21 protein-coding genes are annotated in these 25,590 nt (G+C 65.9%); 14 read left to right on the top strand and 7 right to left on the bottom strand.

Annotation, left to right across the window (positions count from 1 at the left end; translation table 11 throughout):
* Positions 1 to 22 precede the first annotated feature (22 nt).
* From ACOCG7_RS12690 to ACOCG7_RS12665, 6 genes are all read right to left on the bottom strand, one after another.
* Positions 23 to 2,311, bottom strand: coding sequence for a xanthine dehydrogenase family protein molybdopterin-binding subunit (locus tag ACOCG7_RS12690; RefSeq protein WP_073428838.1), 2,289 nt, complete (start codon positions 2,309 to 2,311; stop codon positions 23 to 25).
* Positions 2,308 to 2,823 (bottom strand): (2Fe-2S)-binding protein, encoded by a 516-nt coding sequence (locus ACOCG7_RS12685; protein ID WP_073428837.1) that lies wholly within the window; start codon positions 2,821 to 2,823, stop codon positions 2,308 to 2,310. Before ACOCG7_RS12685 ends, ACOCG7_RS12690 begins: the two co-directional genes overlap by 4 nt.
* On the bottom strand, positions 2,820 to 4,133 hold the full coding sequence (locus tag ACOCG7_RS12680; protein ID WP_073428836.1) for a c-type cytochrome: 1,314 nt from the start codon (positions 4,131 to 4,133) through the stop codon (positions 2,820 to 2,822). The genes ACOCG7_RS12685 and ACOCG7_RS12680 overlap by 4 nt, the downstream gene beginning before the upstream one ends.
* 105 nt (positions 4,134 to 4,238) lie before the next feature.
* Positions 4,239 to 5,456: an MFS transporter gene (locus tag ACOCG7_RS12675; RefSeq protein ID WP_073428835.1), complete on the bottom strand. Its 1,218-nt coding sequence runs from the start codon at positions 5,454 to 5,456 to the stop codon at positions 4,239 to 4,241.
* 94 nt (positions 5,457 to 5,550) lie between these two features.
* The gene (locus ACOCG7_RS12670) at positions 5,551 to 6,699 is read right to left on the bottom strand and encodes an FAD binding domain-containing protein (protein ID WP_073428834.1); all 1,149 of its coding nucleotides are present in this window, start codon (positions 6,697 to 6,699) and stop codon (positions 5,551 to 5,553) included.
* Positions 6,696 to 7,349 carry a DsbA family oxidoreductase gene (locus ACOCG7_RS12665; protein ID WP_421375692.1) on the bottom strand — a complete coding sequence of 218 codons (654 nt, stop codon included), beginning with the start codon at positions 7,347 to 7,349 and terminating at the stop codon, positions 6,696 to 6,698. Before ACOCG7_RS12665 ends, ACOCG7_RS12670 begins: the two co-directional genes overlap by 4 nt.
* Before the next feature lie 118 nt (positions 7,350 to 7,467).
* Between ACOCG7_RS12665 and ACOCG7_RS12660 the strand changes: the two genes are divergently transcribed.
* The gene (locus ACOCG7_RS12660) at positions 7,468 to 8,388 is read left to right on the top strand and encodes a LysR family transcriptional regulator (RefSeq protein WP_090518752.1); all 921 of its coding nucleotides are present in this window, start codon (positions 7,468 to 7,470) and stop codon (positions 8,386 to 8,388) included.
* 16 nt (positions 8,389 to 8,404) lie between these two features.
* Here ACOCG7_RS12660 and ACOCG7_RS12655 read toward each other — a convergent pair whose 3' ends face one another.
* On the bottom strand, positions 8,405 to 8,923 hold the full coding sequence (locus tag ACOCG7_RS12655) for a Dps family protein (protein ID WP_073428831.1): 519 nt from the start codon (positions 8,921 to 8,923) through the stop codon (positions 8,405 to 8,407).
* Positions 8,924 to 9,253: 330 nt separating this feature from the next.
* Between ACOCG7_RS12655 and ACOCG7_RS12650 the strand changes: the two genes are divergently transcribed.
* From ACOCG7_RS12650 to ACOCG7_RS12590, 13 genes are all read left to right on the top strand, one after another.
* Positions 9,254 to 9,943 (top strand): hydrolase, encoded by a 690-nt coding sequence (locus ACOCG7_RS12650; protein WP_154873074.1) that lies wholly within the window; start codon positions 9,254 to 9,256, stop codon positions 9,941 to 9,943.
* 183 nt (positions 9,944 to 10,126) lie between these two features.
* Positions 10,127 to 11,995 (top strand): amidohydrolase, encoded by a 1,869-nt coding sequence (locus ACOCG7_RS12645; protein ID WP_073432300.1) that lies wholly within the window; start codon positions 10,127 to 10,129, stop codon positions 11,993 to 11,995.
* A gap of 65 nt (positions 11,996 to 12,060) precedes the next feature.
* On the top strand, positions 12,061 to 13,530 hold the full coding sequence (locus tag ACOCG7_RS12640) for a mechanosensitive ion channel family protein (protein ID WP_421375689.1): 1,470 nt from the start codon (positions 12,061 to 12,063) through the stop codon (positions 13,528 to 13,530).
* A gap of 153 nt (positions 13,531 to 13,683) precedes the next feature.
* Positions 13,684 to 14,325, top strand: coding sequence for an HD domain-containing protein (locus ACOCG7_RS12635; RefSeq protein ID WP_421375687.1), 642 nt, complete (start codon positions 13,684 to 13,686; stop codon positions 14,323 to 14,325).
* Positions 14,326 to 14,360: 35 nt separating this feature from the next.
* On the top strand, positions 14,361 to 14,624 hold the full coding sequence (locus ACOCG7_RS12630; RefSeq protein WP_073432297.1) for a DUF1427 family protein: 264 nt from the start codon (positions 14,361 to 14,363) through the stop codon (positions 14,622 to 14,624).
* Between the two features lie 40 nt (positions 14,625 to 14,664).
* Positions 14,665 to 15,348 (top strand): YoaK family protein, encoded by a 684-nt coding sequence (locus tag ACOCG7_RS12625; protein WP_244220038.1) that lies wholly within the window; start codon positions 14,665 to 14,667, stop codon positions 15,346 to 15,348.
* Between the two features lie 132 nt (positions 15,349 to 15,480).
* Positions 15,481 to 16,431, top strand: coding sequence for a VOC family protein (locus tag ACOCG7_RS12620; RefSeq protein ID WP_421375684.1), 951 nt, complete (start codon positions 15,481 to 15,483; stop codon positions 16,429 to 16,431).
* Positions 16,421 to 17,914 carry an alginate export family protein gene (locus ACOCG7_RS12615; RefSeq protein WP_310118325.1) on the top strand — a complete coding sequence of 498 codons (1,494 nt, stop codon included), beginning with the start codon at positions 16,421 to 16,423 and terminating at the stop codon, positions 17,912 to 17,914. The genes ACOCG7_RS12620 and ACOCG7_RS12615 overlap by 11 nt, the downstream gene beginning before the upstream one ends.
* Before the next feature lie 63 nt (positions 17,915 to 17,977).
* Positions 17,978 to 19,708 (top strand): FAD-dependent oxidoreductase, encoded by a 1,731-nt coding sequence (locus ACOCG7_RS12610; protein ID WP_421375682.1) that lies wholly within the window; start codon positions 17,978 to 17,980, stop codon positions 19,706 to 19,708.
* A gap of 73 nt (positions 19,709 to 19,781) precedes the next feature.
* Positions 19,782 to 20,762 (top strand): MBL fold metallo-hydrolase, encoded by a 981-nt coding sequence (locus tag ACOCG7_RS12605; protein WP_421375680.1) that lies wholly within the window; start codon positions 19,782 to 19,784, stop codon positions 20,760 to 20,762.
* Between the two features lie 40 nt (positions 20,763 to 20,802).
* Positions 20,803 to 21,693, top strand: coding sequence for an alpha/beta fold hydrolase (locus ACOCG7_RS12600; RefSeq protein ID WP_421375678.1), 891 nt, complete (start codon positions 20,803 to 20,805; stop codon positions 21,691 to 21,693).
* A gap of 166 nt (positions 21,694 to 21,859) precedes the next feature.
* Positions 21,860 to 22,384 (top strand): DUF3331 domain-containing protein, encoded by a 525-nt coding sequence (locus ACOCG7_RS12595; RefSeq protein ID WP_083081374.1) that lies wholly within the window; start codon positions 21,860 to 21,862, stop codon positions 22,382 to 22,384.
* A 196-nt stretch (positions 22,385 to 22,580) separates the two neighbouring features.
* A complete protein-coding gene (locus ACOCG7_RS12590; protein WP_421375676.1) occupies positions 22,581 to 25,574 on the top strand; it encodes a winged helix-turn-helix domain-containing protein in 2,994 nt (997 codons plus the stop codon).
* Positions 25,575 to 25,590 lie beyond the last annotated feature (16 nt).

The following is a 25,590-nucleotide window of genomic DNA, read 5'->3' as shown; positions in this document are numbered from 1 at the left end:
AATCTTCTTAACGGGCATGCCGTCAGGCGTCGATCCGGCGGCGCAGGCCGTCTCCGGCGAGCGGCATGTCGCGCAGGCGCTGGCCGGTCGCGTCGAACAACGCATTGCCGAGCGCGCCGGCGGTCGGCCCCATCGACGCTTCGGCCGCGCCCAGAAACGGTGCGCCGGGGCGGTCGAGCAGGTGCACGTTCAGGCTGCGCGGCACGGCGGAGAACCGCAGGATCGGATAGCTGCTCCAGTCGAAGCTGCGGATGCGCCGCGTGTCGAACTTCAAGGCCTCGTAGAGGGTCCAGCTCGCCGACTGGATCACACCGCCTTCGATCTGGTTGCGGATGCCGTCGGGGTTGACGATCTGCCCGGAGTCCACCGCCACTTCCGCGTGTTCGAGCGTCACCTGACCGGTCTCGCGCACGACGGCAACCTCGACGGCGATCGCCACGTACGCCATCAGGTTCTTGTACTTGCCGAACGCGAAGCCGACGCCGTGATTGGCCTTGCGCGGCGCGCGCGGCCAGCCGAATTTCTCGGCGGCGAGGCGGATCACGTCGCGTGCGCGCGGGTCATGCAGATGCTTCAGACGGAACGCGACCGGATCGGCGCCCGCCGCGGCGCTGAGTTCGTCCATGAAGGACTCGATCGTGAACACGTTCATGTGCGCGCCGAGCGAGCGCATCGCCGAGGTATGCAGCGGCATGGTCGGCGAGAAATGGTTCATCACGCGCAGGTTCGGAAACGTGTACAGCGGAATCGCGTTGCGGTCGCCGCCGCCTTCGGGCTGCACCATCGGCACCGAGGGCGCCGGCGTGAACGGCTTCTCCAGCAACTGCGCCGGAATCAGCCGGCCGGCGTTGACGATCCGCTCGTTGTGCGAGCTGCTCCACAGCGCGTAATCCCAGTCGACGATGCCGCCGCCGGCGTCGAGCGAGGCCTTCGCTTGCGTGACCATCGCGGGCGTGTAGTGGTCCCACGTGTGTTCCTGTTCGCGCATCCATTGCACGCGAACCGGGCGGCCGGCCATGTCGCGCGCGATCAGCGCGGCGTGCGCGGCGACGTCGTCCGCGCCGTTGTGGCCGTAGCAGCCCGAGCCTTCGACGTGGACGCAGCGCACGTTCTCTTTCGGCAGCGCGAGCATTTCGGCCAGCGCGTCGCGCAGCGGATAGACGCCTTGCGAGTGCGTCCACACGGTCATGTGGCCGTCCTTGAACTGCGCGACCGAGCACGACGGTCCGATCGAGCCGTGCAGCATGTAGCGCTTGGTGTAGGTCGCGCTCAGCGTTTTGAGCGGCGCGCCCGCCGGGCCATGCGTGTTGGCGATCTCGATGTGTTCGGTGGAAATCTGTTTGAGATCGCGGTGCACGGTGGCGGGATCGGGCAGCGCGTGCCCCGCGCTCCACTGGCTGCCCGCCGCGAGCGCGCGTTGCGCCTGCACCGCCTGCCATTCGCCGCTGGCGACCACGGCCAGCATGCTGCCGTCGCGGATCACGTCGACCACGCCCGGCATCTTCAGGACATCGGGCGTGTTGGTGCGCAGCAGTTGCGCGCCGTACACCGGCGGCAGCACCACGCGCGCATGCAGCATGTCCGGCATGACCATGTCCTGCACGTAGCTCGGGCCGCCCGTCACCTTGCCCGGTATGTCGAGACGCGGCAACGAGGTGCCGATCACGCTGAAGGTCGCGGGATCTTTCAGCGGCGACTCGGGTGTGGCTACGCGATGCAGGTCGACCAGGCCGACGGCTTCGCCATAGGTCATCGATCTTCCATCGGGCGCCTTGATGATCGCGTCGTGCGCGCTCAACGCGCTGCCGCTCACGCCGAAGTGTTTGGCCGCCGCGCCGACGAGCAGCCCGCGGACCTGCGCCGCCGCGTTCAGCAGCGCGCTGCCGCTATCGGCGATGGTGTGGCTGCCCGCAGTGAGTCCTTCGTCGGGCGACGCGCCGGTGTCCGCGGTCAGGAAGGTGATCAGCGACGGCGCCATGCTCAGTTCCTCGGCCGCGACCTGGAGCAGCGCGGTGCGCACGCCCGTGCCGAGTTCCACCTTGCCGGTATAAACGGTCACCCTGCCGGCGGGATCGATCTTGATCCACGCGTCGAGATAGGGATTGGTTTTCAGGCTGCCCGCCAGCTTCTCGGTGGCTTTCGCGATGTGCACGGCGGCGCCTTCGTCGGCGATCACTTGCTGCGCGAGCGCCTTCGCGCCGGGGAACAGGCTGAAGCTCACCGCTAGCGCGCCGGACATCATGAAACGGCGGCGTCCTTCGTCGATGCCGTTGATGTCGTCGATCCTGTCGATCTTGTCGTGGACGCTCATTGCGTGCCTCCGTGGTTCGCCGTGCGTGGTGGCTTCGCGGCGGGCACGCCGTCGCCGGCCGGCAGATGCGCAACCTCGCGGATCGCCGCGAGAATGCGCATATGCGTGCCGCAGCGGCACAGGTTCGGCTCCATATGCTCGCGCAATTCGCTTTCCGTCGGATGCGGATTGCGATCCAGCAGCGCCTGCGCGCGCATGATCATGCCGGCGATGCAATAGCCGCACTGCGCGGCCTGATGCTCGATGAACGACTTCTGCAACGGACCGGGATGCTCCGCGGTGCCGAGACTTTCCACGGTGCGCACGGGCCGCGCGCCGATCGACGAAACCGGCACCAGGCACGAGAAAACCGCTTCCCCGCCGACGATCACGGTGCATGCGCCGCATTGCCCGAGACCGCAGCCGAACTTCGCGCCGTGCAGGTGCAGACCGTCGCGCAACGCATAAAGCAGCGGCGTGGACGGGTCGATATCGAGGGCGTGCTGCACGCCATTCACGGTAAGCGTGATCATCGCGCGTTGTTCTCCTTTCTGACTTTCGCCACGGTGGCTTCGACGTCGTTCCACGGGCCGCGCTGCGAATACGCGGCGCGAATGTAGGCGGCGAGATCGGCGATTTGCCGGTCGCTATAAATCTCGCCGAAGGCCGGCATGTAGTTCATCGTGTCCGCGCCGTGCCAGCCGATGCCGCCGAGCATCATCTGGATCGCGTTGCGCGGCGTGGCGGCATTCACCGCGGTGCTGTACGCGAGGGTGGGGCGCTCGCCGATTGCCTGCATCGGCGCGGCGGGTCCGTGGCATTGCGCGCATGACGCGCCGAACAGGATCGCGCCGCGCTGCGCCGACGCGGACGTTTCGGCTTGCGTTCTGCCTTGCGTTTCGCCTTGCTCAGCAGCCTGTGCCGATACGTTCGCGACAGCGGGCCGCGGCTTCTGAAGCGACAGGATGTAGGTGGCGATGGCCTCCACGTCCTGCTCGGGCACGCTGGCGAGATCGCGCGTGACGGGCAGCATCGGGCCGGCCGCCGCGCCGTGTTCGCTCGCGCGGCCGCTGCGCAAATAGGCGACGAGCTGCTCTTTCGTCCACGGTTTCGGCGCGCCGCCGAGCGCATTGAGCGCGGGCGCTTCCCAACCGTCGACCATCCCGCCGTCGAACGCGTGGCCCGACTTCTCGCCGCCGATCGCGTCGAGCGGCGAATGGCACGAGGCGCAATGGCCGAGGCCATCCACCAGCAGCTTGCCGCGATTCCATTCGGCGTCTTTCGACGTCTCCGCGGGACGCTCGCCGGCACGCAGGAACAACACGTTCCAGAATGCCAGCAAGGGCCGGAAGTTCAGCGGGAAGATCAGGTCGTTAGGCGGCGCGCTAGCGCTGACCGGTTCGCGCGTCATCAGATACGCGTATGCCGCGGCAATGTCGGGATCGGACATGCGCGTGAAGTGGATGTACGGAAACGCGGGATACAACAGGTGCCCGTCGCGCGCCACGCCGTGACGCACGGCGCGCGTGAACGCTTCGAGCGACCAGTTGCCGATGCCGGTCTGCACGTCCGGTGTGATGTTGGTGGCGTAGATCGTGCCGAACGGCGTGGCGAGCGGCAGGCCGCCCGCGAACGGCTTGCCGCCCTTGGCCGTGTGGCACACGATGCAGTCGCCCAGCGCGACGACGCGCGCGCCCGCGAGCCTCGTCTGCGAATCGAACGATGAAGCCGGCGGCGCACTGAGCGGCGCGATTGCGGGCTTCCACATCGACCACACGGCGACGATCAGCGCGGCGACGATCAGCGCGCCGGTTGCCGCTAGCAAGATTGGCTTGCGAGTCATCAGGCACCTGTCAATGAAGTATCTCGAGCAGCGTATCGCCGCCGTCACGCGAATTCCTTAAAGCCACGCTTAAACGTTGTGAAACCGTACCGTGACCGGTTCCGCTCACGCGCTGTGCCGCGCCGCATGCGGACGGCCGATCGCCAGGTAGTGAATCAGCGCGACGAGCGGGAATGCCGTGGCGACGCCGGCGACCAGCGTCCATCCGCCGTGCTCATAGAGGGGACTCGCGAGCGCCGAGCCGAACGCGCCGCCGACAAAAATGCTCGTCATGTACAGCGCATTCAGACGGTTTCGGCTCGCGGCATGCAGCGCATAGATTTCGCGCTGGCCGAGCACCATGTTCATCTGCACGGCGAAGTCGAGCACGATGCCGGTCGCGACCAGCCCCACCACGCCCCACGCGGGATGGATCAACGCAGGCGTATAGGCGAGCGCGCCCACCACCAGCGCGATCAACGTCGCGCGCACCGTGTGGCCCGCGTCGGCGAGACGTCCCGCAACCGGCGCCGAGGTCGCGCCGATCGCGCCGACCAGCGCGAAGATGCCGATCGCGGTTTGCGAGAGTCCGAACTGCCGGGTCAACTCGATCGGGATCGCGGTCCAGAAGAGGCTGAACGAAGCGAACATCAGCGCCTGATACAACGAGCGGTGGCGCAGCACCGGCATCGTGCGGATCAGATGACCGAGCGAGGCGATCAACTGGAAGTACGTGGCCTGGTGATCCGGCTGGCGGCGCGGAATAGTGAGCGCGAGCACGCTGGTGACGATCGCCATCAACACCGCCGCCGCGGCGAATACCGCGCGCCAGCCGAAGTGCCCGGCCACCACGCTGGAGATCGGGCGCGCCAGCAGAATGCCGAGCAGCAGTCCGCTCATGATGGTGCCGACCACCTTGCCGCGCGATTCGTCCGGCGCGAGATGGGCGGCGAGCGGAATCAGGATCTGCACGGCCACGGAACTGAAGCCGATCAGCAGCGAAATTGCGAGCAACCCGTCTGGCTGGTGCGCGAACGCGGCGGCGGCGAGACTCACGATCGATACCAGCGCGGTGGCGATCATCAGCTTGCGGTTTTCCAGCAGATCGCCGAGCGGCACGAGAAAGAACAGCCCGAGCGCATAGCCGATTTGCGTGAGCGAAACGATCAGGCTCGCGGTGCCGCCGGACATGTGAATGTCCGGCGCGATCAGTTCGGTGATCGGCTGCGCGTAGTAGAGATTCGCGACGATCGCGCCGCAGCAGAAGGCGAATAGCGCGATCAGGCCGCGCGTCAGTTTGACGGGGCCTGGGCTTGCGGCGGTGATGGATGCGTCGGTCGACATGAGCAACTCCTGAAATGAAAAAGCGGGAAAGCGGAAAGAGCGGGAAAGCGGAAAGAGCGGGAAAGCGGAAAAAGCGGCGGAAAGAGCCTCGGATCTAACCGGCGATATTCATCAAACGGTCGCCGAGCGAAATGCCCAGATCGGTCATGCGCTTGCCGCGTTGCAACTGCTGGCTCTCCCAACGCGTGAGCAACGCATCGATGCTCGTGTCGGCTTGCCTCGCACCCGCCAGCGCGAGCGCGAGCGCATGCGCGTTGGCCGCGGCCTTGGCGGTGCTGCCCGCCGTATGGGGACGCGGCACCGATGCGGCGTCGCCGATCAGCACCACACGTCCGAACACCATCCTGGGGGTGCGCAGGTCGACGATCGGCTGCATGAACGGCTCGCCGGTTGCATCGACCAGCGCGCGAAACGTCGGCCCGAGCAAGGCTTTTGCATCGAGCCGAAGCTGCTCGACATCGGCGTGCTTGGCCGTGCCCGGCGGCAGCGAGAAAGCGCGCGCCGCGCCGTGACGGTCCACCAGCAGTTCATTGAGCCGGGCGCGGTCGTACTTGCGATACCACACCCAGTTCCAGCGACGCTCGCCGGCCGCGGTCGAGTCGTTTTCGCCGGGAATCAGATAGGCGAGTGCCGAGTGTTCGTCGCCTTGCTGGAACGTAAAGCGCTCGCGCAAGATGTCCGCGGCGAAGAGCGGCAGATCGGGTTCGGCGACGAGTCCACGCCATGCCGCATAGCCCGCGTAGGCCGGCACGATCTCGGGCAGCAGGCGGCGCCTGAGCGTCGAGCGGATGCCGTCCGCGCCGATCAGCAGATCGGCGCGCTCGCTGCGGCCGCTTTCGAAGCGCGCGACGATCTGCTCGCCGTCCATGCGGAAGTCGCTAAAGGTCTCGCCGGTATGCAGGCGCGCCGCGGGCAGCGCGTTTCTCATGGCGCTGTACAGCAGGCTCCATGAAGTCTGCATTTGCGGCATGAACAGTTGCTCGACGCGCCTGTCCTCGCGATCCAGATAGATGCGTTCGCCCGACGCCACGCCCGGCGGATCGGGCAGGGCGACGCCCGCGAAATGCAGCGCGTCCAGCACGTCCGGTTGCAGCACGATGCCGCCGCCGCGGCTGTCGAGCTGATTGGGCGAGGTCTCGAACACGTCCACGTCCCAGCCGGCCGCGCGCAAGGTGGTGGCCGAGAACAGTCCGCCGAGCGAGCCGCCGATCACCACGGCGCGCGGTGCGTCGAGCGCGTTCATGCCGCGCTCCGTTGCATGGCGGCACGCAGCGCGTTCGCGAACACGGCGCCCGGTTGCGCGCCGCTGATCAATTCGCCGGCAATCGAGATCGTCGGCACCGAATGAATGCCGAGGCGCTCCGCCTCGTCGCGTGCGGCCTCGATGTGCGGCGTGCCGGAAGCGGCGAGCAGATAAGCGCGAACTTCATCGGCATCGAATGCGTGTTCGGCGGCGATGTCGACCAGCGTGTCCAGCGAGCCGATGTCGCGGCCTTCCGAAAAGTAGGCGGCATAGATGGCTTGATATAGCGCGGCGGTCTGCCGGGCTCGATTGAGCGCTTGCGCGAACTGCATCAGACGATGCGCGAGCCGCGTGTTCGGCGTGCGCAGCACCTTGTCGTAATTGAACTGCGCGCCCGCCGCGAGACCCGCCGCGGCAACCTGCGCGTCCATGCCTTGCGAGCGCGCCCAACTGCCGAACTTGCGGGTGCGATAGTCGCGCCGGTTCATGCCTTCGGCGGGCATCGCCGGATTCAACTCGAACGGCACATAGCGGATCGCCACGCGCGCCTCGGCGCCCGACTCCGCGAGCGCCGCGGCGAGATTCCGCTGGCCGATCCAGCACCACGGACAAATGAAGTCGTAATGGACCTCGACCTGAATGGTTTGCATGCTGCACCTCTCGCTAAGTAACGACGACAGGTTATTCGTTGCGCGCCATTGAGTGAATACGTCTAGAATGCAATCCCCCGTTGCGTGTGACGCAACCAAACCCGCATTGAGGCCGTGCATGGACAAACTCCTGGCCCTGAATACCTTGCTCGAAGTGGCCGACGCCGGCGGCTTTTCGAAGGCCGCGCAACGTCTCGGCGTGGCGACCTCGTCGGTCACGCGTCTGATGGATGCACTCGAAACCTCGCTCGGCACCGCGCTGCTGACCCGTACGCCGAGAAAGGTCAGCCTCACCGACGCCGGCATTGCCTACGTCGAACAGGTCGGCAAGGTGCTCGACGATCTGGCCGAGGCGGACGAAAGCGTGTTCGACAGCGGCGCGTCGCCGGTCGGCGCGCTGCGCATCGCGGTGCCCTCCGCGTTCAGCCGTCTGCGGCTCGCGCCGCACCTCGCCGCCTTTCTCGCCGAGCATCCGCGCGTGTTTCTCGACGTCGTCGTGGCCGATCACTACGCCGACCTCGCGCTCGACAGAATCGATATCGCGATCCGCATCGGCCTGCCCGATCGCGACGCGAATCTGGTCGTCAGAAAGCTCGCGGACAATCCGCGCTATGTCGTGGCGAGCCACGACTATCTCGAACGCAGCGGCACACCGCCTACGCCGCAGGCGCTCGATTCCCACGAGTGCCTGCGCGTCGCCTATGGCGGCGGTTACCGCACGCGCCAGGTCTGGAGCTTCCGCCGCGACGGCGCGGAAGAGCGCGTCGAAGTGCGCGGGCATCTGCTGTCGAACAGCATCGACATCCTGCTCGAAGCCGTTCTCGCCGGACGCGGCATTGCGTTGCTGCCGGAATGGCTCGTCGCCGCGGAGATTCGCGCGGGACGCCTGATGCGGCTGTTCGAGCAGTTCGAGGCGACGCCGCACAATGGCGACGCCGTGGTCTATGCGGCGTATCTGCCCAATCGCCGCCATTCCAGCAAGGTGCGCGCGTTCCTTCAGTTTCTCGGAGCGCGGCTTCAGTCCGCGCTGGAAGGCTGACGCACCGCGCGCGTGCTTACGAATGGCGTCCCGATTCGAACAGGAACCACACGCGCTGCTCCGCTTCGTCGATCCAGTTTTCCAGCAGGCTCGCCGTGGCGACGTCGCCGTATTCGTCGCATAGCGCATGCGTTTCGCGCATGTAGCCCGCCAGCGCCAGGTTGTCTTCGCGCAATTCCGCGAGCATGTCGCTGGGCGTGACGAACTCCGCGTCGTTATCGGCGATGCGTTGCAGCTTCGTGATCTGCCCCGCCGAGCGCAGCGTCTTGCCGCCGATCTTGCGCGCGCGTTCCGCGATCGGGTCGGTGGTCGCGTAGATCTGATCGGACTGGTCGTCGAGCAGCAGGTGGTAGTCGCGGAAGTACGGCCCCGACATATGCCAGTGGAAATTCTTGGTCTTCAGATAGAGCGCGAACACGTCGGCCAGCAGGGTCGTCAACGCGGCGGCGATGTCGCGCGTCGCGTCTTCGCCGAGGCTGGTCGGTGTCTTGAGCGGCGCGGCGCGATGCGCGGCTGCGGTCTGTGCGTCTTTCATGGCGGTTCCTTTTAGATGTCGATAAGTGCGGCCGAAGGTCCTGAATCCGGCAACTGAAGTGTGAAACGGCGCGCACGTAAAGTCCTGCACAAAACATGAATTTTTCTGAAGCGGCTTGAAGCGGCTTGTAGAGCGGCTTTCGAGGCGGCAACCAGGATCGGGCGCGCGCGATTTCCGTTGCGGGCTCATTTCTCCAGAACTCTCAATTAAGAACGATTAAGGGCTTTGCCAAGGACTTGGCCAATGGCCGTCGATAGACTGGCCTCAGTTTTTCGCGCACTTCAACGCAGTGCGGCATGTCCATCAAACCCTTTCAGGATCTACACAGCCATGTCAAACCCCAAACTCGAAGTTCTGACGCCTGCAAACTCGCAGATCATTTTCATCGACCAACAGCCGCAAATGGCGTTTGGCGTTCAGTCCATCGACCGTCAGGTACTGAAGAACAACGTGGTCGGACTCGCGAAGGCCGCGCGCGTGTTCAACATCCCCACCACCATCACGACGGTGGAGTCGGAAAGTTTCTCGGGCTACACCTACCCCGAACTGCTGGACGTATTCCCGGGACACAAGGTGCTCGAACGCACGTCCATGAATTCGTGGGACGACCAGAAGGTGCGTGACTCGCTCGCCGCGAACGGCCGGAAGAAAGTCGTGGTGGCGGGCTTGTGGACCGAGGTGTGCAACAACACGTTTTCGTTGTGCGCGATGGACGAAGGCGACTACGAAATCTACATGGTCGCCGACGCATCGGGCGGCACGTCGAAGGAAGCGCATGAGTATTCGATGCAGCGCATGATCCAGGCCGGCGTGGTGCCCGTCACGTGGCAACAGGTGCTGCTCGAATGGCAACGCGACTGGGCGCACAAGGAGACTTACGACGCGGTCATGGCCATCGCCAAGGAGCATTCGGGTGCCTACGGCATGGGCGTGGACTACGCGTACACGATGGTCCACAAGGCCGCCCAGCGTGCGGTGGGAACGCACGAAGTGCTGGCGCCGGTGCCGGCACGCAAGTAACGGTCGCGTCACGTCGCGTTACGTCGCGTCACGCCGTCGCGCGGAATTCGAGCGTCTACCGACGCTCTGGATTCCGCTTGCCGGCTGGTTTCTGAATGCTTCATGGAAGCGGGCGTCACGAGCGCCCGTTTTCCATGAATCGCTCCGCGCGTGAAACGCGGAGCGCTCCCTATGAGGATCGCCATGACTTCCACCACTTCCGCGCCGACGCCGGCCGAAGTCGTCTTCTTCAACGGCAAGATCGCCACGCAGGACGACAAACGCTCGTTCGCGGACGCGCTCGCCGTCGCGAACGGCCGCGTGATCGCGGCCGGCTCGCGCGACACCGTGATGCGCCACGTCAACGACAACACGCGCCACGTCGACCTGAAAGGCCGCACGGTCATTCCCGGTCTCAACGATTCGCACCTGCACGTGATTCGCGGCGGCCTGAACTTCAACATGGAACTGCGCTGGGACGGCGTGCCGTCGCTCGCGGATGCGCTCGACATGCTGCGCAAGCAGGTGGCCCGCACGCCCGCGCCGCAGTGGGTGCGCGTGGTGGGCGGCTGGAACGAATTCCAGTTCGCCGAGCGGCGCGGACCGACGCTCGAAGAGATCAACGCGATCGCGCCGGATACGCCGGTGTTCATCCTGCACCTGTACGACAGCGCGCTCCTGAATGGCGCTGCCTTGCGCGCGGTCGGCTATACGAAAGACACCCCCAATCCGCCCGGCGGCGAGATTCAGCGCGACAAGCGCGGCAATCCGACGGGCATGCTGATCGCACGGCCGAATGCGGGCCTGCTATACGCGACGCTGGCAAAAGGTCCGAAGCTCGCGCCGGAGGATCAGCGCAATTCCACGCGCCATTTCATGCGCGAACTGAACCGCCTCGGCGTGACGAGCGCGATCGACGCGGGCGGCGGCTACCAGGCCTATCCCGACGACTACGCCGTCATCATGGACATGGCGAAGCACAATGAACTGACCGTGCGGATCGCGTACAACCTGTTCACGCAAAACGCCAAGCAGGAAATCGAGGACTTCGCCAAGTGGGTGAAGATGACGAAGCCCGGCGAGGGCGACGACTTTCTGCGCGTGAACGGCGCGGGCGAAATGCTGGTGTTCTCCGCCGCCGACTTCGAGGACTTCCTGGAGCCGCGCCCCGATTTGCCGGACACGCTCGAAGCGGAACTCGAAGGTGTCGTCAGGCTGCTGGTGGCGAACCGCTGGCCGTTCCGTCTGCACGCAACCTATAACGAATCGATCGAGCGCTTCCTGAACGTATTCGAACGCGTGAACGCCGACATTCCGTTCAACGGCCTGCGCTGGTTCTTCGACCATTGCGAGACCATCACGCAAAAGAATATCGACCGCGTGCGCGCGCTCGGCGGCGGCATTGCGATTCAGCACCGCATGGCTTACCAGGGCGAGTACTTCATTCAGCAATACGGTGAGGAAGCCGTGAAGCGCACGCCGCCGATCCGCCACATGCTCGATGCGGGCCTGCCGGTGGGCGCGGGCACGGACGCCACGCGCGTCGCGAGCTTCAACCCGTTCGTGTCGCTGTACTGGATGGTGTCGGGCAAGACGGTCGGCGGCACGGCGATGTACACGAGCGAGAACCGGCTCGACCGCATGGAAGCGCTGCGCCGCTATACGGTCGGCAGCGCGTGGTTCTCGAATGAGGACGACCGCAAGGGTGCGCTCGTGCCCGGCCAGTTCGCGGACTTCGCGGTGCTCAGCGACGACTATTTCACGGTCGACGAAAGCCATATCAAGTATCTCGAATCGGTGATGACGGTGGTGGGCGGCAAGGTGGTCTACGCAGCCGACGACTTCGCGCCGCTCGCGCCGCCCGATTTGCCGGTCAGCCCGTCGTGGTCGCCGGTCGCGGAGTTCGGCGGCTACAGCCGGTACAAGCCGACCGCGGTGGCGTGCGTGGACGGCTGCGTGAATCTGTGCGGCGTGCATGCGCATGCGCACGGCTGGGCCTGGCGCAAGAACGTGCCCGTCAGCGATTCGAACGGCTTCTGGGGCGCGCTGGGCTGTAGCTGCTTCGCGTTCTGATCGTTCGATTGTTCCGGTTGTTCCGATAGCCACGGTTTCATGCCGCCACGCGAGCGAGGACCTTCATGCCGACCCTGACCGACGGCGTGCTGTACGGGCTAGGCATCCTGGTCCTCGATTTCCTCGCCTGGCGTTTCGTCGCGATCAGGCGCGAGCAGGCGCGTCTCGCCTTGCGCGCGCTGATGTTCGGGCTATCGACCTACGTGCTGTTCAGGTCAGGCATGAATCCGCTGCGCGCCGCGCCATGGGAGGATCAGCCGCTGCGCCATCTGCTCGCGCAGATGCTCGAAGTGGTGTGGTGGCTGCAAGGCGCGCGTCTCGTGACGATCGTGCTGGATCGCACCGTGTTGCCCGAGTCGTGGCACAAGGAGCGTCTGTTTCAGGACGTGTTCGGCGCGCTGGTGTTTCTCGCGGCGGCGGTGGGCGCGATCGCGTTCGTGTTGCAACTGCCGGTGCGCGGTTTGCTCGCGACCTCCGGCGCGCTCGCGGTGGTGCTCGGCCTCGCGATTCAGAGCACGCTCAACGACGTGTTTTCCGGGGTGGTGCTGAACGCCACGCAGCCGTTTCACATCGGCGACTGGGTGACGATCGGCGACGTGGAAGGCAAGGTGGTGGAGAGCAACTGGCGCGCGACCAGCCTGCTGAACGGGCAGGGCAATATCGTCGTGATTCCGAACAGCGTGGCGGCGCGCACCAACATCGTCAACGCGAACCAGCCCTCGCATACGCACGGCATCAGCGTGGTGCTGCCGGTCAAGCCGACGATCCGGCCGGCCACGGTGTTGCAGGCGCTGGCCGACGCCGCCGCCAGTTCCGACGCGGTGCTCGCCGACCCCAAGCCGATTGTCAGCGTGCGCCGCGCGACCAACGACGCGATCGAGTACGAGATCGTCTGCTACGTCGATACCCTGAGCAAGAAGATCGACGTGCGCAACGATCTGTTCGATCTGGCGCACCGGCATTTGCTGTCGCGCGGCGTGGTGTTGCGGCCGTTGTCGGTGCCCGAGCCTGCCGCCGAGGCGACGGACGAAAAGCACCGGCTGCTCTGCAACGTATTGATCTTCCAGACGCTCGACGACGGCGAAATAGCCGAACTCGCGGCGAAGCTGACGAAACACGAATTCGACACCGCCGACACGATCTACGCCGCCGCCGACGAAAGCGGCCACGAACTGCACATTCTCGCGCGCGGCGTCGCGAGCGTGAGCGTGCCGAAGGGCGGCGGCGAGATCGAATTGCGACGGCTCGCGCCGGGCGATTCGATCGGCCAGTCGGGCATCCTGGCGGGCGTGAGGTCCGGCGTGATCGTGCGAGCGCTTACGCGCGCCACGGTGTTTCGCCTCGACAAGAGCGCGTTGACGCCGATCCTCGCGCGGCGGCCCGAGGTGGCGAAAGAGATGTGCCGGCTGCTCACGGAACACCATGAAACCGAGAAGATGCTGCTCGCGTCGCCCGAGCATGCCGGTCAGCACGCCGGCGGCTTGCTGCAGTGGATACGCGACGGTCTGCGGCGCTTTCATGAACTGGCGATTTGAGCGGGCCCGCAAAAAGCGCCGCGCGAATTAAGTCTTTTTAAGGAACGGCCAAAGTCTTTATTGGATTAATTCGCTACGCTGCATCGGACAGTGGGCAAGCATCGCGCGGCGGAGCGACCGAGGAGCGAGGATGGGCGATAGGGAGGAGGTGACATGAAGAAAATGATTGCGGGAGTCGAGATTCCCGATGGTGCGATGGCTGGGGCGGCAACCGCCCAGATGCGCGCCACGGAATCCGAGTTGATGTTTCAGCATGCGTTGCGGGTCTTTCTGTTCGGTGCGCTGACCGGCTATCGCAAGAACCTGAGTTTCGACGCGGAATTGCTTTACGTGGCCGCGCTGTTTCACAACGCCGGTTTGAATGCGCAGTACCGGCACTCGCCTTACCGATTCGAAGTGGATGGCGCGAATGCGGCGCGCGCGTTCATGCGGCAGCACGGCGCGGCGCAAAGCGATATCCACGAAGCATGGACGGCGATCGCGTTGCACACCACGCCCGGCATTGCGGAGCATATGTCGCCGCTCGTCGCGCTGACCCGCGCCGGCGTGCAGATGGATGTGTGCGGCGACGGTTACGACGAATTCACCGCGCAGCAGCGCGACGAAATCATGCAGGCGTGTCCGCGCGAACTGGACTTCAAGAAGAAGATCATCGAAGCCTACGCGCGCGGCATGGAGCATCGTCCCGAGACGACGTTCGGCACGGTGAACGCGGACGTGCTGGACCGCTGGGACCCGAACTATCGCCGGCTGAATTTCTGCGGTCTGGTGCTGGGTTCGGACTGGCCGAATTAAGGCATTTGCAGGTATCGAAAGGAAAGGAAAACGCAATGGGCTACGTCATTTCACTGGGAGTCGGCTTCGGCGTCGGACTGCTTTACTGGCTGCTCAAGGTGCAGTCGCCGGCGCCGCCGTTGATCGCGCTGGCAGGTCTGCTCGGCATGGTGCTGGGCGAGCACGCGATACCGGTCGTCAAGGCGCAGTTGTTCGCGCAGACGCCGACGGTTCAGGCCGCGCCGCCAGCCGGGACCGCCCCGGCGGCTTCGGCGCTGCAAAAGCCGAACGCGCCCGGCGCGGCGAAAGAGGGCGGTTGATGCCGTCGGCACGCGTCTTTTCTCGTCGAGGAAATCGTCCGTGAACAAGCACGAAGACACGATTCTCGCGATGATCGCCGGCTATGTGGACACGGTTGGCTTCATCGCATTGTTCGGCCTGTTCACCGCGCATGTGACCGGCAACTTCGTGCTGCTCGGCGCGGAAGTGGCGGGCGTGGGCCAGGGCGCGTTGCTCAAGCTGCTGGCGTTTCCGTCCTTCATCGTGGGCATTGCGTTGGGCAGCGTGATTTTCAAGTTCACGGAGCGGCATCAGTCGCCGAATGCCGCGAGCGTGCTCTATCTGTTGCAGGCGGCGCTGCTCGTTTCGTTCCTCGTCACGGGCATGCTGATCACGCCCGCGATGGGTTCGGACGCCTCGATGGTGCTGCTGTGCGGCGTGCTCGGAACGATGGGGATGGGCGTACAGAATGCGCGCGGCAAGCTGCTTCAGGTGAGCGGCCTGCCGAATACGGTGATGACCGGCAACGTCACGCAGATCGTGCTGGATGTGATCGAGCTGATTCACCGGGGCGCGGCGGGCGGACATGGCCAGCAGGTTAGCGAACGACTCAAATGGACCTTGGCGGCCATGTGCGGATTCGCGGCCGGCGCGATCCTCGGCGCGCTCGCTTATATGCAGTTTTCGTTCGTCGCGATTGCGCTACCGGTGGCCGTGCTGCTTGCTCTCGCATGGAACAGAAGGGCGGCGCCCGCGAGCCATTAGGTCACGACGATACGTCGCCGTCGCTTGAACGCGCGCGCGGTTTCCACGGATAACTCACGCGGCCTCGCAGGGGGCCGGCTAATCACGCTATTCAAGCTATTCACTATTGCCAACACAATCGGGTTACAACACATGTTCACATCGCTGAAACGCTTTCGTCCCGTCGCGCTTGTCTGCGCCGCGCTGCTGATCGGCTTGGCGCCGGTCTCGTCCGCATTCGCCGATGCGGGGCCGCCTGAAGTATCGAACGGCAAGACCGCGCTCGCCGCGAAACATGCCGACGTTTCCGTGGGTCCGCAATACGACACCACGCACGTCTATGTCGCCTCCGCCGATCTCGACGCGTTCGTCACGAGCTTTGTCGCGACGTTCGGCGGCAAGGCTTCGCCGCGCGCGGTGTTCACGGTCACGCCGACGCCGAGCAAGACGGCCTCGCAGTACGTGCAGACGCCGGTCGGCATGCTGTCGGTATTCGGCTTCGAAACGCCGATTCCCTATCCGTTCGGCAACGAGCGCACCGGCTATCTGGTGACGAACATCGATCAGGCGTTGAAGGCGGCGCGCGCGGCGGGCGCCGACGTGCTCGTGGATAGCTTCGACGATCCGATCGGCAAGGACGCGATCATTCAATGGCCGGGCGGCCTGACGATGCAACTCTACTGGCACACCAAGGCGCCCAGCTACGCGCCCTTGCACAGCGTGCCGGATAACCGCGTGTATGTGTCGCGCTACGAAGCCGACAACTTCGTGCGCCGCTGGCTGCATTTTTCGCACGGCAAGGTGGTGTCGGACACTCCGCGCGCCGACGCGGGCGTGATTGGCCGGCCGGGCGAGACCATCCGCGAGATTCGTCTCGAATCGGGCTTTGGCCGCATGGTGGTGTTCGTCACGGACGGCAAGTTGCCGTTCCCGTTCGGACGCGAAACGACCGGCTATGCCGTCGACGATCTGGCGCAGACGTTGCAGCGCGCGCAGGCGGCCGGCGCGAAGGTGCTGTACGCGCCGTATGGCAGCGCATCGGGCAAGACGGCGGTGCTGGAATTCCCCGGCGGCTACATCGCTGAAGTGCACGATGGCCGCTAAAGCGAGCGCAACGAAGGCGCACAACGCGCGCGCCCGGCGGGCGCTGCGCGCCGCGCGCGCGCTGCTGGTCAGCACGGGGCTGGCGGCGGCGCTGCCGGCCTCGGCGGCGGACACCGCGCTCGGCAGCGCCGACGATACCGCCGCGACCAGCACGGCGGCTAGCGCTTCGTGCGCGCGTCCGGTGGTCATGTTCAATCGCTGGCAGGAAAACTGGTCGGCGCTCGCCAATCCGTGCGTGCCGAAACGGCCTTTCGATTCGCTGAAGTACATTCCGCTGTTCGGCAATCCCGACGCGTATATCTCGCTCGGCGTGGTGTTGCGCGAGCGGCTGGAAGTCAACGACGCGCCGCTGTTCGGCCTCGGCTCCGGGCGCGACGATACCTATCTGCTGCAACGTCTCGAAGTTCATGCGGATGTGCGGCTCGGCCCGCACGTGCAGTTCTTCACGCAATTCGAGGATGCGCGTCCCTATGGCAAGGACAACGTTTCGCCGGTCGACAAGAACCCGCTCGACTTGCGCCAGGCGTTCGTCGCGATCACCGAGCCGCTGGGTCCCGGCACCGTGAAGGTCCGCGTCGGGCGGCAGGAAATGGCGTTCGACTTGCAGCGCTTCATCTCCGTGCGCGACGGCCCGAACGTGCGCCAGGCCTTCGACGCGATCTGGGCCGACTATGAAACCGGCCCGTGGCGCTGGATCGCCTACGCGACGCAGCCGGTGCAGTACCGCGACAACTCGGATTTCGACGACGTGTCCAACCGTCACCTCACCTTCAGCGGCGTGCGCGTGGAGCGCCAGGGCGTCGGTCCGGGCGATCTGTCCGCGTACTACTCGCGCTACAACCGCAGCAATGCGCGCTTTCTCGACGCGGCCGGCGACGAGCATCGCGACGTATTCGACGCGCGCTATGCCGGCAAGGTCGCGCAGATCGACTGGGACGTGGAAGCGATGTATCAGTCGGGGCACGTGGGCAACAAGACCATCGGCGCGTGGGCGGTGGGCTCGCTCGCGGGCTATACGCTGGCCTCGGTGCCGTGGACGCCGCGTGTCGGCATTCAGGTCGACGCCGCATCCGGCGACCGTCATCCGGGAGACGGCCGCGTCGGCACGTTCAATCCGCTGTTTCCGAACGGCTACTACTTCGCGCTCGCGGGCTACACCGGCTACACCAACCTGATTCACGTCAAGCCGTCGCTGATCGTCAAGCCGAACAGCAAGCTCACGCTGCTGGCGGGCGTGGGCCTGCAATGGCGGCAGACCACCGCGGACGCGGTGTACGGACAGGGCTCCTCGGTGGTGCCGGGCACGGCGGGACACGGCGGACGCTGGACCGGTTTCTACACGCAGTTGCGCGCTGACTGGGCGGTTACCGCGAATCTCGCCGCCGCGCTCGAAGCCGTGCATTTCCAGGTCGGCCCGTCGCTGCGCGAACTGGGCGCGCGCAATGCCGACTACGTAGGGGCCGAATTGAAGTTCGGCTGGTAAGCGCAACGCCGTCATTTTGCGGGACGTCGTCGGTTCGACGAGGCCCGAGAGAGGTCCATTGTCATGAGCACCCCCGATCTACCGATCGACGCGTCCGTACCGTCGGAACTCGAGATTCCGTATTCGTCGCTGGAATATAGGCGGCATCAGATGTTTCCGCGTCTTTCGCCGGCGGAGATTCAAAGTCTGCGGCGCTTCGCGAAGCCGATGTCGTTCAAGGCCGGTGAACTGATCTTCGAAACCGGGCATGTCGCGCTCGGCCTCTTCGTGTTGCTGCATGGGCGCGTGCGCATCTATTCGCGCGACAGCTTCGGGCGCTCCACGCTCGTCACCGAACACGACGACGGCCACTTCATGGCGGAGATGGCGCAACTCTCCGGCAAGCCCGCGTTGATCGACGGCGTCGCGTTGACGGATGTCGAGACGCTCGTGATCGACCCCGACCGCCTGCGCGCGCTGATCGTCGCCGATGCGCAACTCGGCGAGCACATCATGCGTGCCTTGATCTTGCGGCGGCTCGGTCTCATCGAGCAGGGTTTAGGGCCGATCATCGTCGGCAACGGCGACGACGCGCGGCTGGTTCGCCTGCAAGGCTTCCTGCGCCGCAATGCGTACCCCGCGACGGTGATCGACGCGCGCAGCGATCCCGAAGCGGTCACGTTGCTGGGCGGCATGACGACCGGTCCCGGCGATTTCCCGCTGGTGTTCTGCGCGAACGGCAACGTGCTGCGCGCGCCGGACGAAGCGCAACTCGCGTCGTGCCTCGGCCTCGTGCCGATCTTCGAGCCATCGCACGTGTACGACGTCGCGATCGTCGGCGCGGGCCCGGCGGGACTCGCGGCGTCCGTTTATGCCGCGACGGAAGGCCTGTCGGTCGCCGTGTTCGATCAGCGCGCGCCAGGCGGCCAGGCCGGCGCGAGTTCGCGCATCGAAAACTATCTGGGCTTTCCCACCGGCATTTCCGGCCAGGCGCTCGCCGCGCGCGCGTTCCAGCAGGCGTTGAAGTTCGGCGCGCATCTGGCGATTCCCGGCAAGGTCGTCGACGTGAGCCGGCAGGAGGGCATCTTTCTGCTGACGCTGCTCGACGGCCAGCGCATCAGCGCGCGCACGGTGGTGGTCGCGAGCGGCGCCGCCTATCGCAAGCCGACGGTGCCGGACTTCGAACGCTTCGAGGGGCGCGGCACGTATTACTGGGCCTCGACGATCGAAGCGAAGCTGGTGAAAGGCCAGGACATCGTGCTGATCGGCGGCGGCAATTCCGCGGGGCAAGCGGTGGTGTTCCTCGCCAACTTCGCGCGCAGCATCCGCATGCTGATTCGCGGCAGGGACCTCAACGCGAGCATGTCGAAGTATCTGATCGACCGCATCGGCTCGCTGCCGAACGTCTCGCTATGCACCGGCTGCACGCTGCATTCGCTTGAAGGCGACGAAGCGGGCCTCACGCATCTTCGCGTGCGTCATGAGGACGACGGCAGCGACGAAGTGCTCGCGTCGCGCCATCTGTTTCTCTTCATCGGCGCGGACCCGAAAACGGATTGGCTCGCGTCGAGCGGCGTGGAGCTCGATAACCGCGGCTTCGTCGTGACCGGCTTTGCGCGCAGCGAGCATGGATTGTCCGAGGCCAGCGCGCGCTATCCGCTCGAAACGAGCGTGCCGGGCATGTTCGCGGTCGGCGACGTGCGCTCGGAATCCGCGAAACGGGTGGCCGCGGCGGTGGGCGACGGCGCGGCGGTCGTCGCGCAGATTCACGCGTATCTGAGCCAACGGGCGGCGTCGCCGGTTCAGCACGTTTAATAAAAATTAGCGACTGCGTGGAGCGCGCGGTCGTTATGCTTTTCTCATGCACACGGCAAACAGGGATCGAATGATGAAGCGGCTTCAGCGCGTTTGGGCGATGCAGGTGGGCACCTGGTGCGTGCTGATGCTGAGCGTCGTCGCGAGCGGTACCGCGTTCGCCGCCGCGCCCCAGGTCAAGACCCAGGGGCCGGGCTTCTACCGGATCATGCTCGGCGCGTTCGAAGTCACGGCGCTGCTCGACGGCACGCATCCGTTTCCGATCGACACGGTAGTGGAAGGCGTGCCGAAGAATGAAATCGCCCGCGATCTCGCACGCGATTTTTTGCAGCCGCCGGTTCAAGGCTCGATCAACGCGTTTCTGATCAATACCGGTTCGAAGCTGATCCTGATCGATTCCGGCGCGGGCGTGCTGTACGGCGATTGCTGCGGCAAGCTGCTCGCCAACCTGCGCGCGGCGGGCTATCAACCGGGGCAGGTCGACGAAGTGTTGCTCACGCATCTGCATAAGGATCACGTCGGCGGTGTCGTGTCGAACGGCGCGATGGCGTTTCCGAATGCGCTCGTGCGGGTGAGCCAGACCGAAGCGGATTACTGGCTGAATCCGGCCAACAAGTCGAAAGCGCCGGCTTTTCTCAGCACGTTCTTCGACGCCGCCATCGCCTCCGTCGCGCCTTATGCGGCAGCCGGACGCTTCAAGCCGTTCAGCGGCGACGCGGAACTCGACGCGGGCATCCGCTCGATCGCATTGCCGGGCCATACGCCGGGCCACACCGGCTATCTCGTGCAAAGCGATTCGAAGGATCTGCTGGTGTGGGGCGACATCATCCACGTCGCGTCGATCCAGTTGCAAAACCCGGCCGCTTCCGTCGAATACGACACCGACGCGGCCGACGCGCGGCGCTCGCGCCGCGCGGTGCTCGAACTCGCCGCGAAGCAGCGCTATCTGATCGGCGCGGCGCATATCGCGTTCCCCGGCCTCGGACACGTCAGGAAAAACGGGCGCACGTATGACTGGGTGCCGGTCAATTACGAGGCGGCGCCCGGTCAGTAGCACCGGCGCCTCGCGCGCTCATTACTTCGAGGAACACGAGATGAATACGGAAATGGAAAGCCAAGCGATCGACATCACGCATCACACGCGCCGTGCGAACGGCATCCGGCAGCACTACCTCGATGCCGGTAGCGGTCCGGTGGTCGTGCTGCTGCATGGCTTTCCGGAAACGAGCTTTGCGTGGCGCCATCAGATTCCGGTGCTGGCTCGCCACTATCGCGTCATCGCGCCGGATCTGCGCGGTTATGGCGAGACCGACAAGCCCGGTTCGGGCTACGACAAGCGCAACATGGCGCTCGATATCGTCCGTCTGCTCGACGAACTCGGCATCGGCAAGGTCGCGCTCGTCGGGCACGACCGCGGCGCGCGCGTGGCGACGCGTCTCACCAAGGATCACCCCGAGCGGGTCGACCGGCTCGTCGTGATGGATAACGTGCCGACGCGGGTGGTCGCGCAAAACATGAATCCGCAGACCGCGCGCGCCTACTGGTTCTTCCTGTTCCATCTGGTGGCGGACCTGCCGGAAACGCTGATCGCGGGCAAGGAAGCCGAGTGGCTGCATCACTTCTTCGCGGACTGGTGCTACAACCCGCACACCATCGAAGGCGCGGACTTCGAGACTTATGTGAAGGCGTATAAGCGCCCCGGCGCGGTGCGCGGCGCGATGGCCGATTACCGCGCGAACGCGGAAGACGTCGCGCAGGATCTCGTCGATGCCGACACGAAAATCGCGTGTCCGACCATGGCGCTATGGGGCGAGGACTTCTACGCGGTGGGCGGCATGTTCGACATGAAGGCGGTGTGGGAAAGCATGGCGACCGATCTGCGCGCCGAGCCGATCGCGCGTTGCGGACACTTGCCGCAAGAGGAACAGCCGGAGCGGGTCAATGAACTGCTGGTGGATTTCTTGCGCGACTGGACCGGTGCCTGAGCGGGCGGCGGGCGTGAGCGTGCTGAAGTTCATCGCGGTTCATCGCGCTTCATTGCACCTCATTGCACTTCACGAACGGCATGCCCGCTGGTCTCGCCTGCGACCGGCCGGCGCGAACGCCGCGGCTCGATGGAACGAAGCGAGTAACACGCTAGGGAGAAGCGCGATGCAGATCGAAAGCCCCTTGAAGCCACGCACGGATGCGCTTCGACCGGAAGCGGGCAGCCGCCGTGAAGGCTGTTGCGCGGCCGCCGAGAACCCGGCGGCATCATGCGACGCCGGCCGCGATGCGCGCGCCCCCGTGTGGGATCACGTGATCAGCCGGCTGCTCGCCGGCTATCGCAGCGAAGCCGAAGGCGAGGCGTATCTTCTCAGGCCGCGGATCGATCGCGCCGCCTTGAACGCGCCGTCGCGGCACGTCCAGGTCGAGGTGATCGAGCGTTTGTCCGACACGTCGATCGCCGTGCTCTGGCAGGACGCCACCCGCTGCCGTTACGCGGACCAGGTGTGGATCGCCTGCCGTGCGCGTCTCAAGGGACGCTGCGCGCTGAGCGGCGCGATCATCCGCCGTAATGATCCGATCTACAAGCCGAGGGTGCGCAGCGCGGTCCCGGTGAATGCCGGAGCGATGATTCTCGCTTCCGTGATCGCATGCATGCCGTGCATGGGAATGAAGGGCGACGCGCGCTAGCGCGTCGGTGGTTCGGCAACTACATCGCGGCCGCATTGCGTCGCTCCGTGCGCGCTCTCACAGTACAAAAAATTCGAACGATAGGTTCATTTTTTTCCGCGCATGGGCACCCGGCCTTGGTCTAGACTTCGGGGCACAACGCCGACCGGTCCGTCGGCGGTGGTTCTTTTCCCCGCAAGTCCTGGATATTCCCGCAATGATCCGCATCGGCCCCCTTCAGGTGGACCTTGCCAGTCGAGAGCTGTTTCTCGACGGACAGCCTGTGCGCATCGGCAGCCGTGCGTTCGACATCCTCGCCGTGTTGATCGCCGCCAATGGCGCGCTCGTATCGAAGAACGACATTCTCAAGCAGGTATGGCCCGACACGATCGTTGAAGAGAACAATCTTCAGGTGCATATGTCCGCGCTGCGCAAAGTGCTGGGCGAGAGCCGCGGCCTGATACAGACCGTCTCCGGGCGAGGCTACCGGCTGGTGCTGAGAGACCCGTCCGCGATCCTGGCCGGCAAGCCCGACGCCGCGGAGCGCGCCGCGCCCGCGCTCACGGTGCCCAATAATCTGCCCGCGAGTTTGTCGGCGCTGATCGGCCGCGAGCAAGCCATCGAGAACGTTGCGCTCGCGCTCGCCTCCGCGCGCACCGTCACGCTCGTCGGCTCGGGCGGCATCGGCAAGACGCGGCTCGCGATCGAGGTCGCGCGCAGCCTGCTCGCGGACTTTCCCGACGGCGTCTATCTGGTATCGCTCGCGTCCACGTCGGATTCGAACAGCGTGCTCGCCATGTTCGCCAACAGCATCGGCGTGAAGGCGGCGGCCGGCCCGCTCACGCTCGCGCGGGTCAGCAAGGAGCTGGGCGGACGGCGCGTGCTGTTCGTGCTCGACAATTGCGAGCACGTGCTCGGCCCCGCCGCCGAACTGGCCGAGACGTTGTTGAGCGTAAGCGCGGCCACCCGCATTCTCGCCACCAGCCGCGAGCCGTTGCGCGTCGCCGATGAGCACCTGTACTGGGTCGCGTCGCTGGAGGTGCCCGGCCAGGACGATCAGAGCGAGGACGTTCTGCAACGCAGCGCGGTCAAGCTGTTCCTGTCGCGCGCCCGCGCGATGGACGCGCGGTTTTCGTCCGACGAGCGCAGCATCCATCTGACCGGCACCGTGTGCCGCCGGCTCGACGGCATTCCGCTCGCGATCGAACTTGCGGCGGCGCGCGCCGCGATACTCGGCATCGAAACGCTCGCCGATCATCTCGACGACCGCTTCAACATGCTGACGGGCGGCAACCGCACGGCATTGCCGCGCCACCAGACCCTGAAGGCGACGCTCGACTGGAGCCATGCGCTGCTCGACGAAACCGGGCGCGCCACGCTTCGCAGGCTCGGCATCTTCGTCAACAGCTTCACGCTGGAAGCGGCGATCGCGGTCGCCGGAGACGGCGCATCGAGCGACGCCGAAGTGGTCGCCGCGCTCTCCGGCCTGGTCGAGAAATCGCTGGTGGTGACCTGCGTGGTGCGCGGCAAAACCGGCTATCGCCTGCTGGAAACCACGCGCGCCTATGCGCTGCAAAAGCTGGACGACAACGGCGAGCGGCGTCTCGTCACGCTGCATCACGCGCGCTACTTCGCGAGCCTGCTCGAACGCGAAGCATCGGCCGGCAGGAATCCGGCGAGCGCTTACGCGGACGCATGGCAGCAGCAGATGCGCGATCTGCTCGACGACCTGCGCGCCGCGCTGGCCTGGGCGCTCTCGCCGAAGGGCGACCAGGCGCTGGGCGAAGCGCTCGCGGTGAAGGTCGTATCGTTGCTGTACGAGCTTTCGCTGGTCGACGAATGCTGCGCGTGGGCGCGGCGCGCGCTCGACACGGTGGCCGCCGCGCATCAGGGCTCGCGCGCGAGCCGGCATCTGCGCGTGCGCATGCAACTGCTGGCCGCGCTCGCCGCGGCGCTCGTCTATGTCAGCGGACCGAACCGCGAGACCCTCGGCATCTGGGCCGAGGTGCTGGCGCTGGCCATCGCGCTGGGCGAGCAGCGCTTCGAAGCGCGCGCGTTGTGGGGCATGTGGAACGCAAGTCAGTCGTCCGGCGCGGCGCGCAATGCGCTCGCGTTCGCGCAGCGCTTCGGCTCGCTCGCCGCCGAGACGGGCGACGCGAGCAACGCGATCCTCGCGTACCGGCTGCTCGGCATCGCCTCGCATCATGCGGGCGATCAGCAGCAGGCGCGGGCGTCGCTGGAACAGTTTCTACAGCACACCGGCAGCTTGCGGCATCGGCTGCCGCTCGGGCAGTCCGTCGATCAGCGCGTGGTGGGCCGCGCGACGCTGGCGCGCGTGCTATGGCTCCAGGGCTTGCGCGATCAGGCGCTCGGCATGGCGGCGGAGTGCGTGGCCGATGCCTGCGGGCAGGAACAGTCCATCGTCACGTGCTACGTGCTGGTCGAGGCCGAGGTGCCGCTCGCGCTGCTGGCGGGCCTGCGCGAGCGGGCCGCCGAGGCGATAGCGTTGCTGCGCGAGGTGTCGGCGCGCGCGGGCCTGAGCGTGTCGCAAGTGTGCTGCCGCTGTTTCGACGCCTACCTGCGCTCGCTGGACGAAGCCACGCCGCCGCATTTGCAGGCGTTCGGCGCGGCGCTGGACGAGATGGACGCGCTCGAATACGGCGCGCCGCGCGCGCTGCTCGCCGCGCAATACAGCCTCGCGCTGGGCCGCGCGGGGCGGCGCGACGAGGGCATCGCCGCGGTGGTGGAGGCGCTCGCGCAATGCGACGAAAGCGGCGATCACTGGTACACGGTCGAACTCAGGCGCGTGCATGGCGAGTTGCTGCTGATGGCGTATGCCGGCGAGCCGCCCTATGGCGACACGGCGACCGACGCCGAAGCGTGCCTGAGCGCGGCGCTCGACGAATCGTTGGCGCAAGGCTGCCGCTCGCTGCAATTGCGGGCGGCGACCAGCCTGAGCCGGCTTTGGCATGCTCAGGGCCGCAACGGCGAAGCCGGGCAGTTGCTGAAGTCCGCCTGCGCGCGGCTCACCGAAGGGCTCGATCTCGATGACTTCAACGAGGCGATCGCGTTGCTGCGGCTTGTCGATGAAGCGCGCGGCGCTGCGTCACGAGCGGACCCGGATGTGGGCGCGGACGCGGACGTAGATGCAGACATTGCGGCCCGCCCGTTCGACGAACCGCCGTCGGGCGAGATCAACGAACCCGGCTAGAAGAACCGGCTAGAAC

The sequence above is a fragment of the Paraburkholderia sp. DD10 genome (assembly GCF_049177125.1).
Lineage (GTDB): Bacteria > Pseudomonadota > Gammaproteobacteria > Burkholderiales > Burkholderiaceae > Paraburkholderia > Paraburkholderia terricola.
This window is presented reverse-complemented; position numbering and strand designations above follow the sequence as displayed.

Coding starts and splice junctions, on each gene's coding strand:
- ACOCG7_RS12635 (WP_421375687.1), top strand. CDS start 13,684: ATGAAGAAAATGATTGCGGGAGTCGAGATTCCCGATGGTGCGATGGCT.
- ACOCG7_RS12680 (WP_073428836.1), bottom strand. CDS start 4,133: ATGACTCGCAAGCCAATCTTGCTAGCGGCAACCGGCGCGCTGATCGTC.
- ACOCG7_RS12660 (WP_090518752.1), top strand. CDS start 7,468: ATGGACAAACTCCTGGCCCTGAATACCTTGCTCGAAGTGGCCGACGCC.
- ACOCG7_RS12645 (WP_073432300.1), top strand. CDS start 10,127: ATGACTTCCACCACTTCCGCGCCGACGCCGGCCGAAGTCGTCTTCTTC.
- ACOCG7_RS12665 (WP_421375692.1), bottom strand. CDS start 7,349: ATGCAAACCATTCAGGTCGAGGTCCATTACGACTTCATTTGTCCGTGG.
- ACOCG7_RS12595 (WP_083081374.1), top strand. CDS start 21,860: ATGCAGATCGAAAGCCCCTTGAAGCCACGCACGGATGCGCTTCGACCG.
- ACOCG7_RS12630 (WP_073432297.1), top strand. CDS start 14,361: ATGGGCTACGTCATTTCACTGGGAGTCGGCTTCGGCGTCGGACTGCTT.
- ACOCG7_RS12640 (WP_421375689.1), top strand. CDS start 12,061: ATGCCGACCCTGACCGACGGCGTGCTGTACGGGCTAGGCATCCTGGTC.
- ACOCG7_RS12615 (WP_310118325.1), top strand. CDS start 16,421: ATGGCCGCTAAAGCGAGCGCAACGAAGGCGCACAACGCGCGCGCCCGG.
- ACOCG7_RS12590 (WP_421375676.1), top strand. CDS start 22,581: ATGATCCGCATCGGCCCCCTTCAGGTGGACCTTGCCAGTCGAGAGCTG.
- ACOCG7_RS12675 (WP_073428835.1), bottom strand. CDS start 5,456: ATGTCGACCGACGCATCCATCACCGCCGCAAGCCCAGGCCCCGTCAAA.
- ACOCG7_RS12605 (WP_421375680.1), top strand. CDS start 19,782: ATGAAGCGGCTTCAGCGCGTTTGGGCGATGCAGGTGGGCACCTGGTGC.
- ACOCG7_RS12600 (WP_421375678.1), top strand. CDS start 20,803: ATGAATACGGAAATGGAAAGCCAAGCGATCGACATCACGCATCACACG.
- ACOCG7_RS12620 (WP_421375684.1), top strand. CDS start 15,481: ATGTTCACATCGCTGAAACGCTTTCGTCCCGTCGCGCTTGTCTGCGCC.
- ACOCG7_RS12655 (WP_073428831.1), bottom strand. CDS start 8,923: ATGAAAGACGCACAGACCGCAGCCGCGCATCGCGCCGCGCCGCTCAAG.
- ACOCG7_RS12670 (WP_073428834.1), bottom strand. CDS start 6,699: ATGAACGCGCTCGACGCACCGCGCGCCGTGGTGATCGGCGGCTCGCTC.
- ACOCG7_RS12650 (WP_154873074.1), top strand. CDS start 9,254: ATGTCAAACCCCAAACTCGAAGTTCTGACGCCTGCAAACTCGCAGATC.
- ACOCG7_RS12685 (WP_073428837.1), bottom strand. CDS start 2,823: ATGATCACGCTTACCGTGAATGGCGTGCAGCACGCCCTCGATATCGAC.
- ACOCG7_RS12690 (WP_073428838.1), bottom strand. CDS start 2,311: ATGAGCGTCCACGACAAGATCGACAGGATCGACGACATCAACGGCATC.
- ACOCG7_RS12610 (WP_421375682.1), top strand. CDS start 17,978: ATGAGCACCCCCGATCTACCGATCGACGCGTCCGTACCGTCGGAACTC.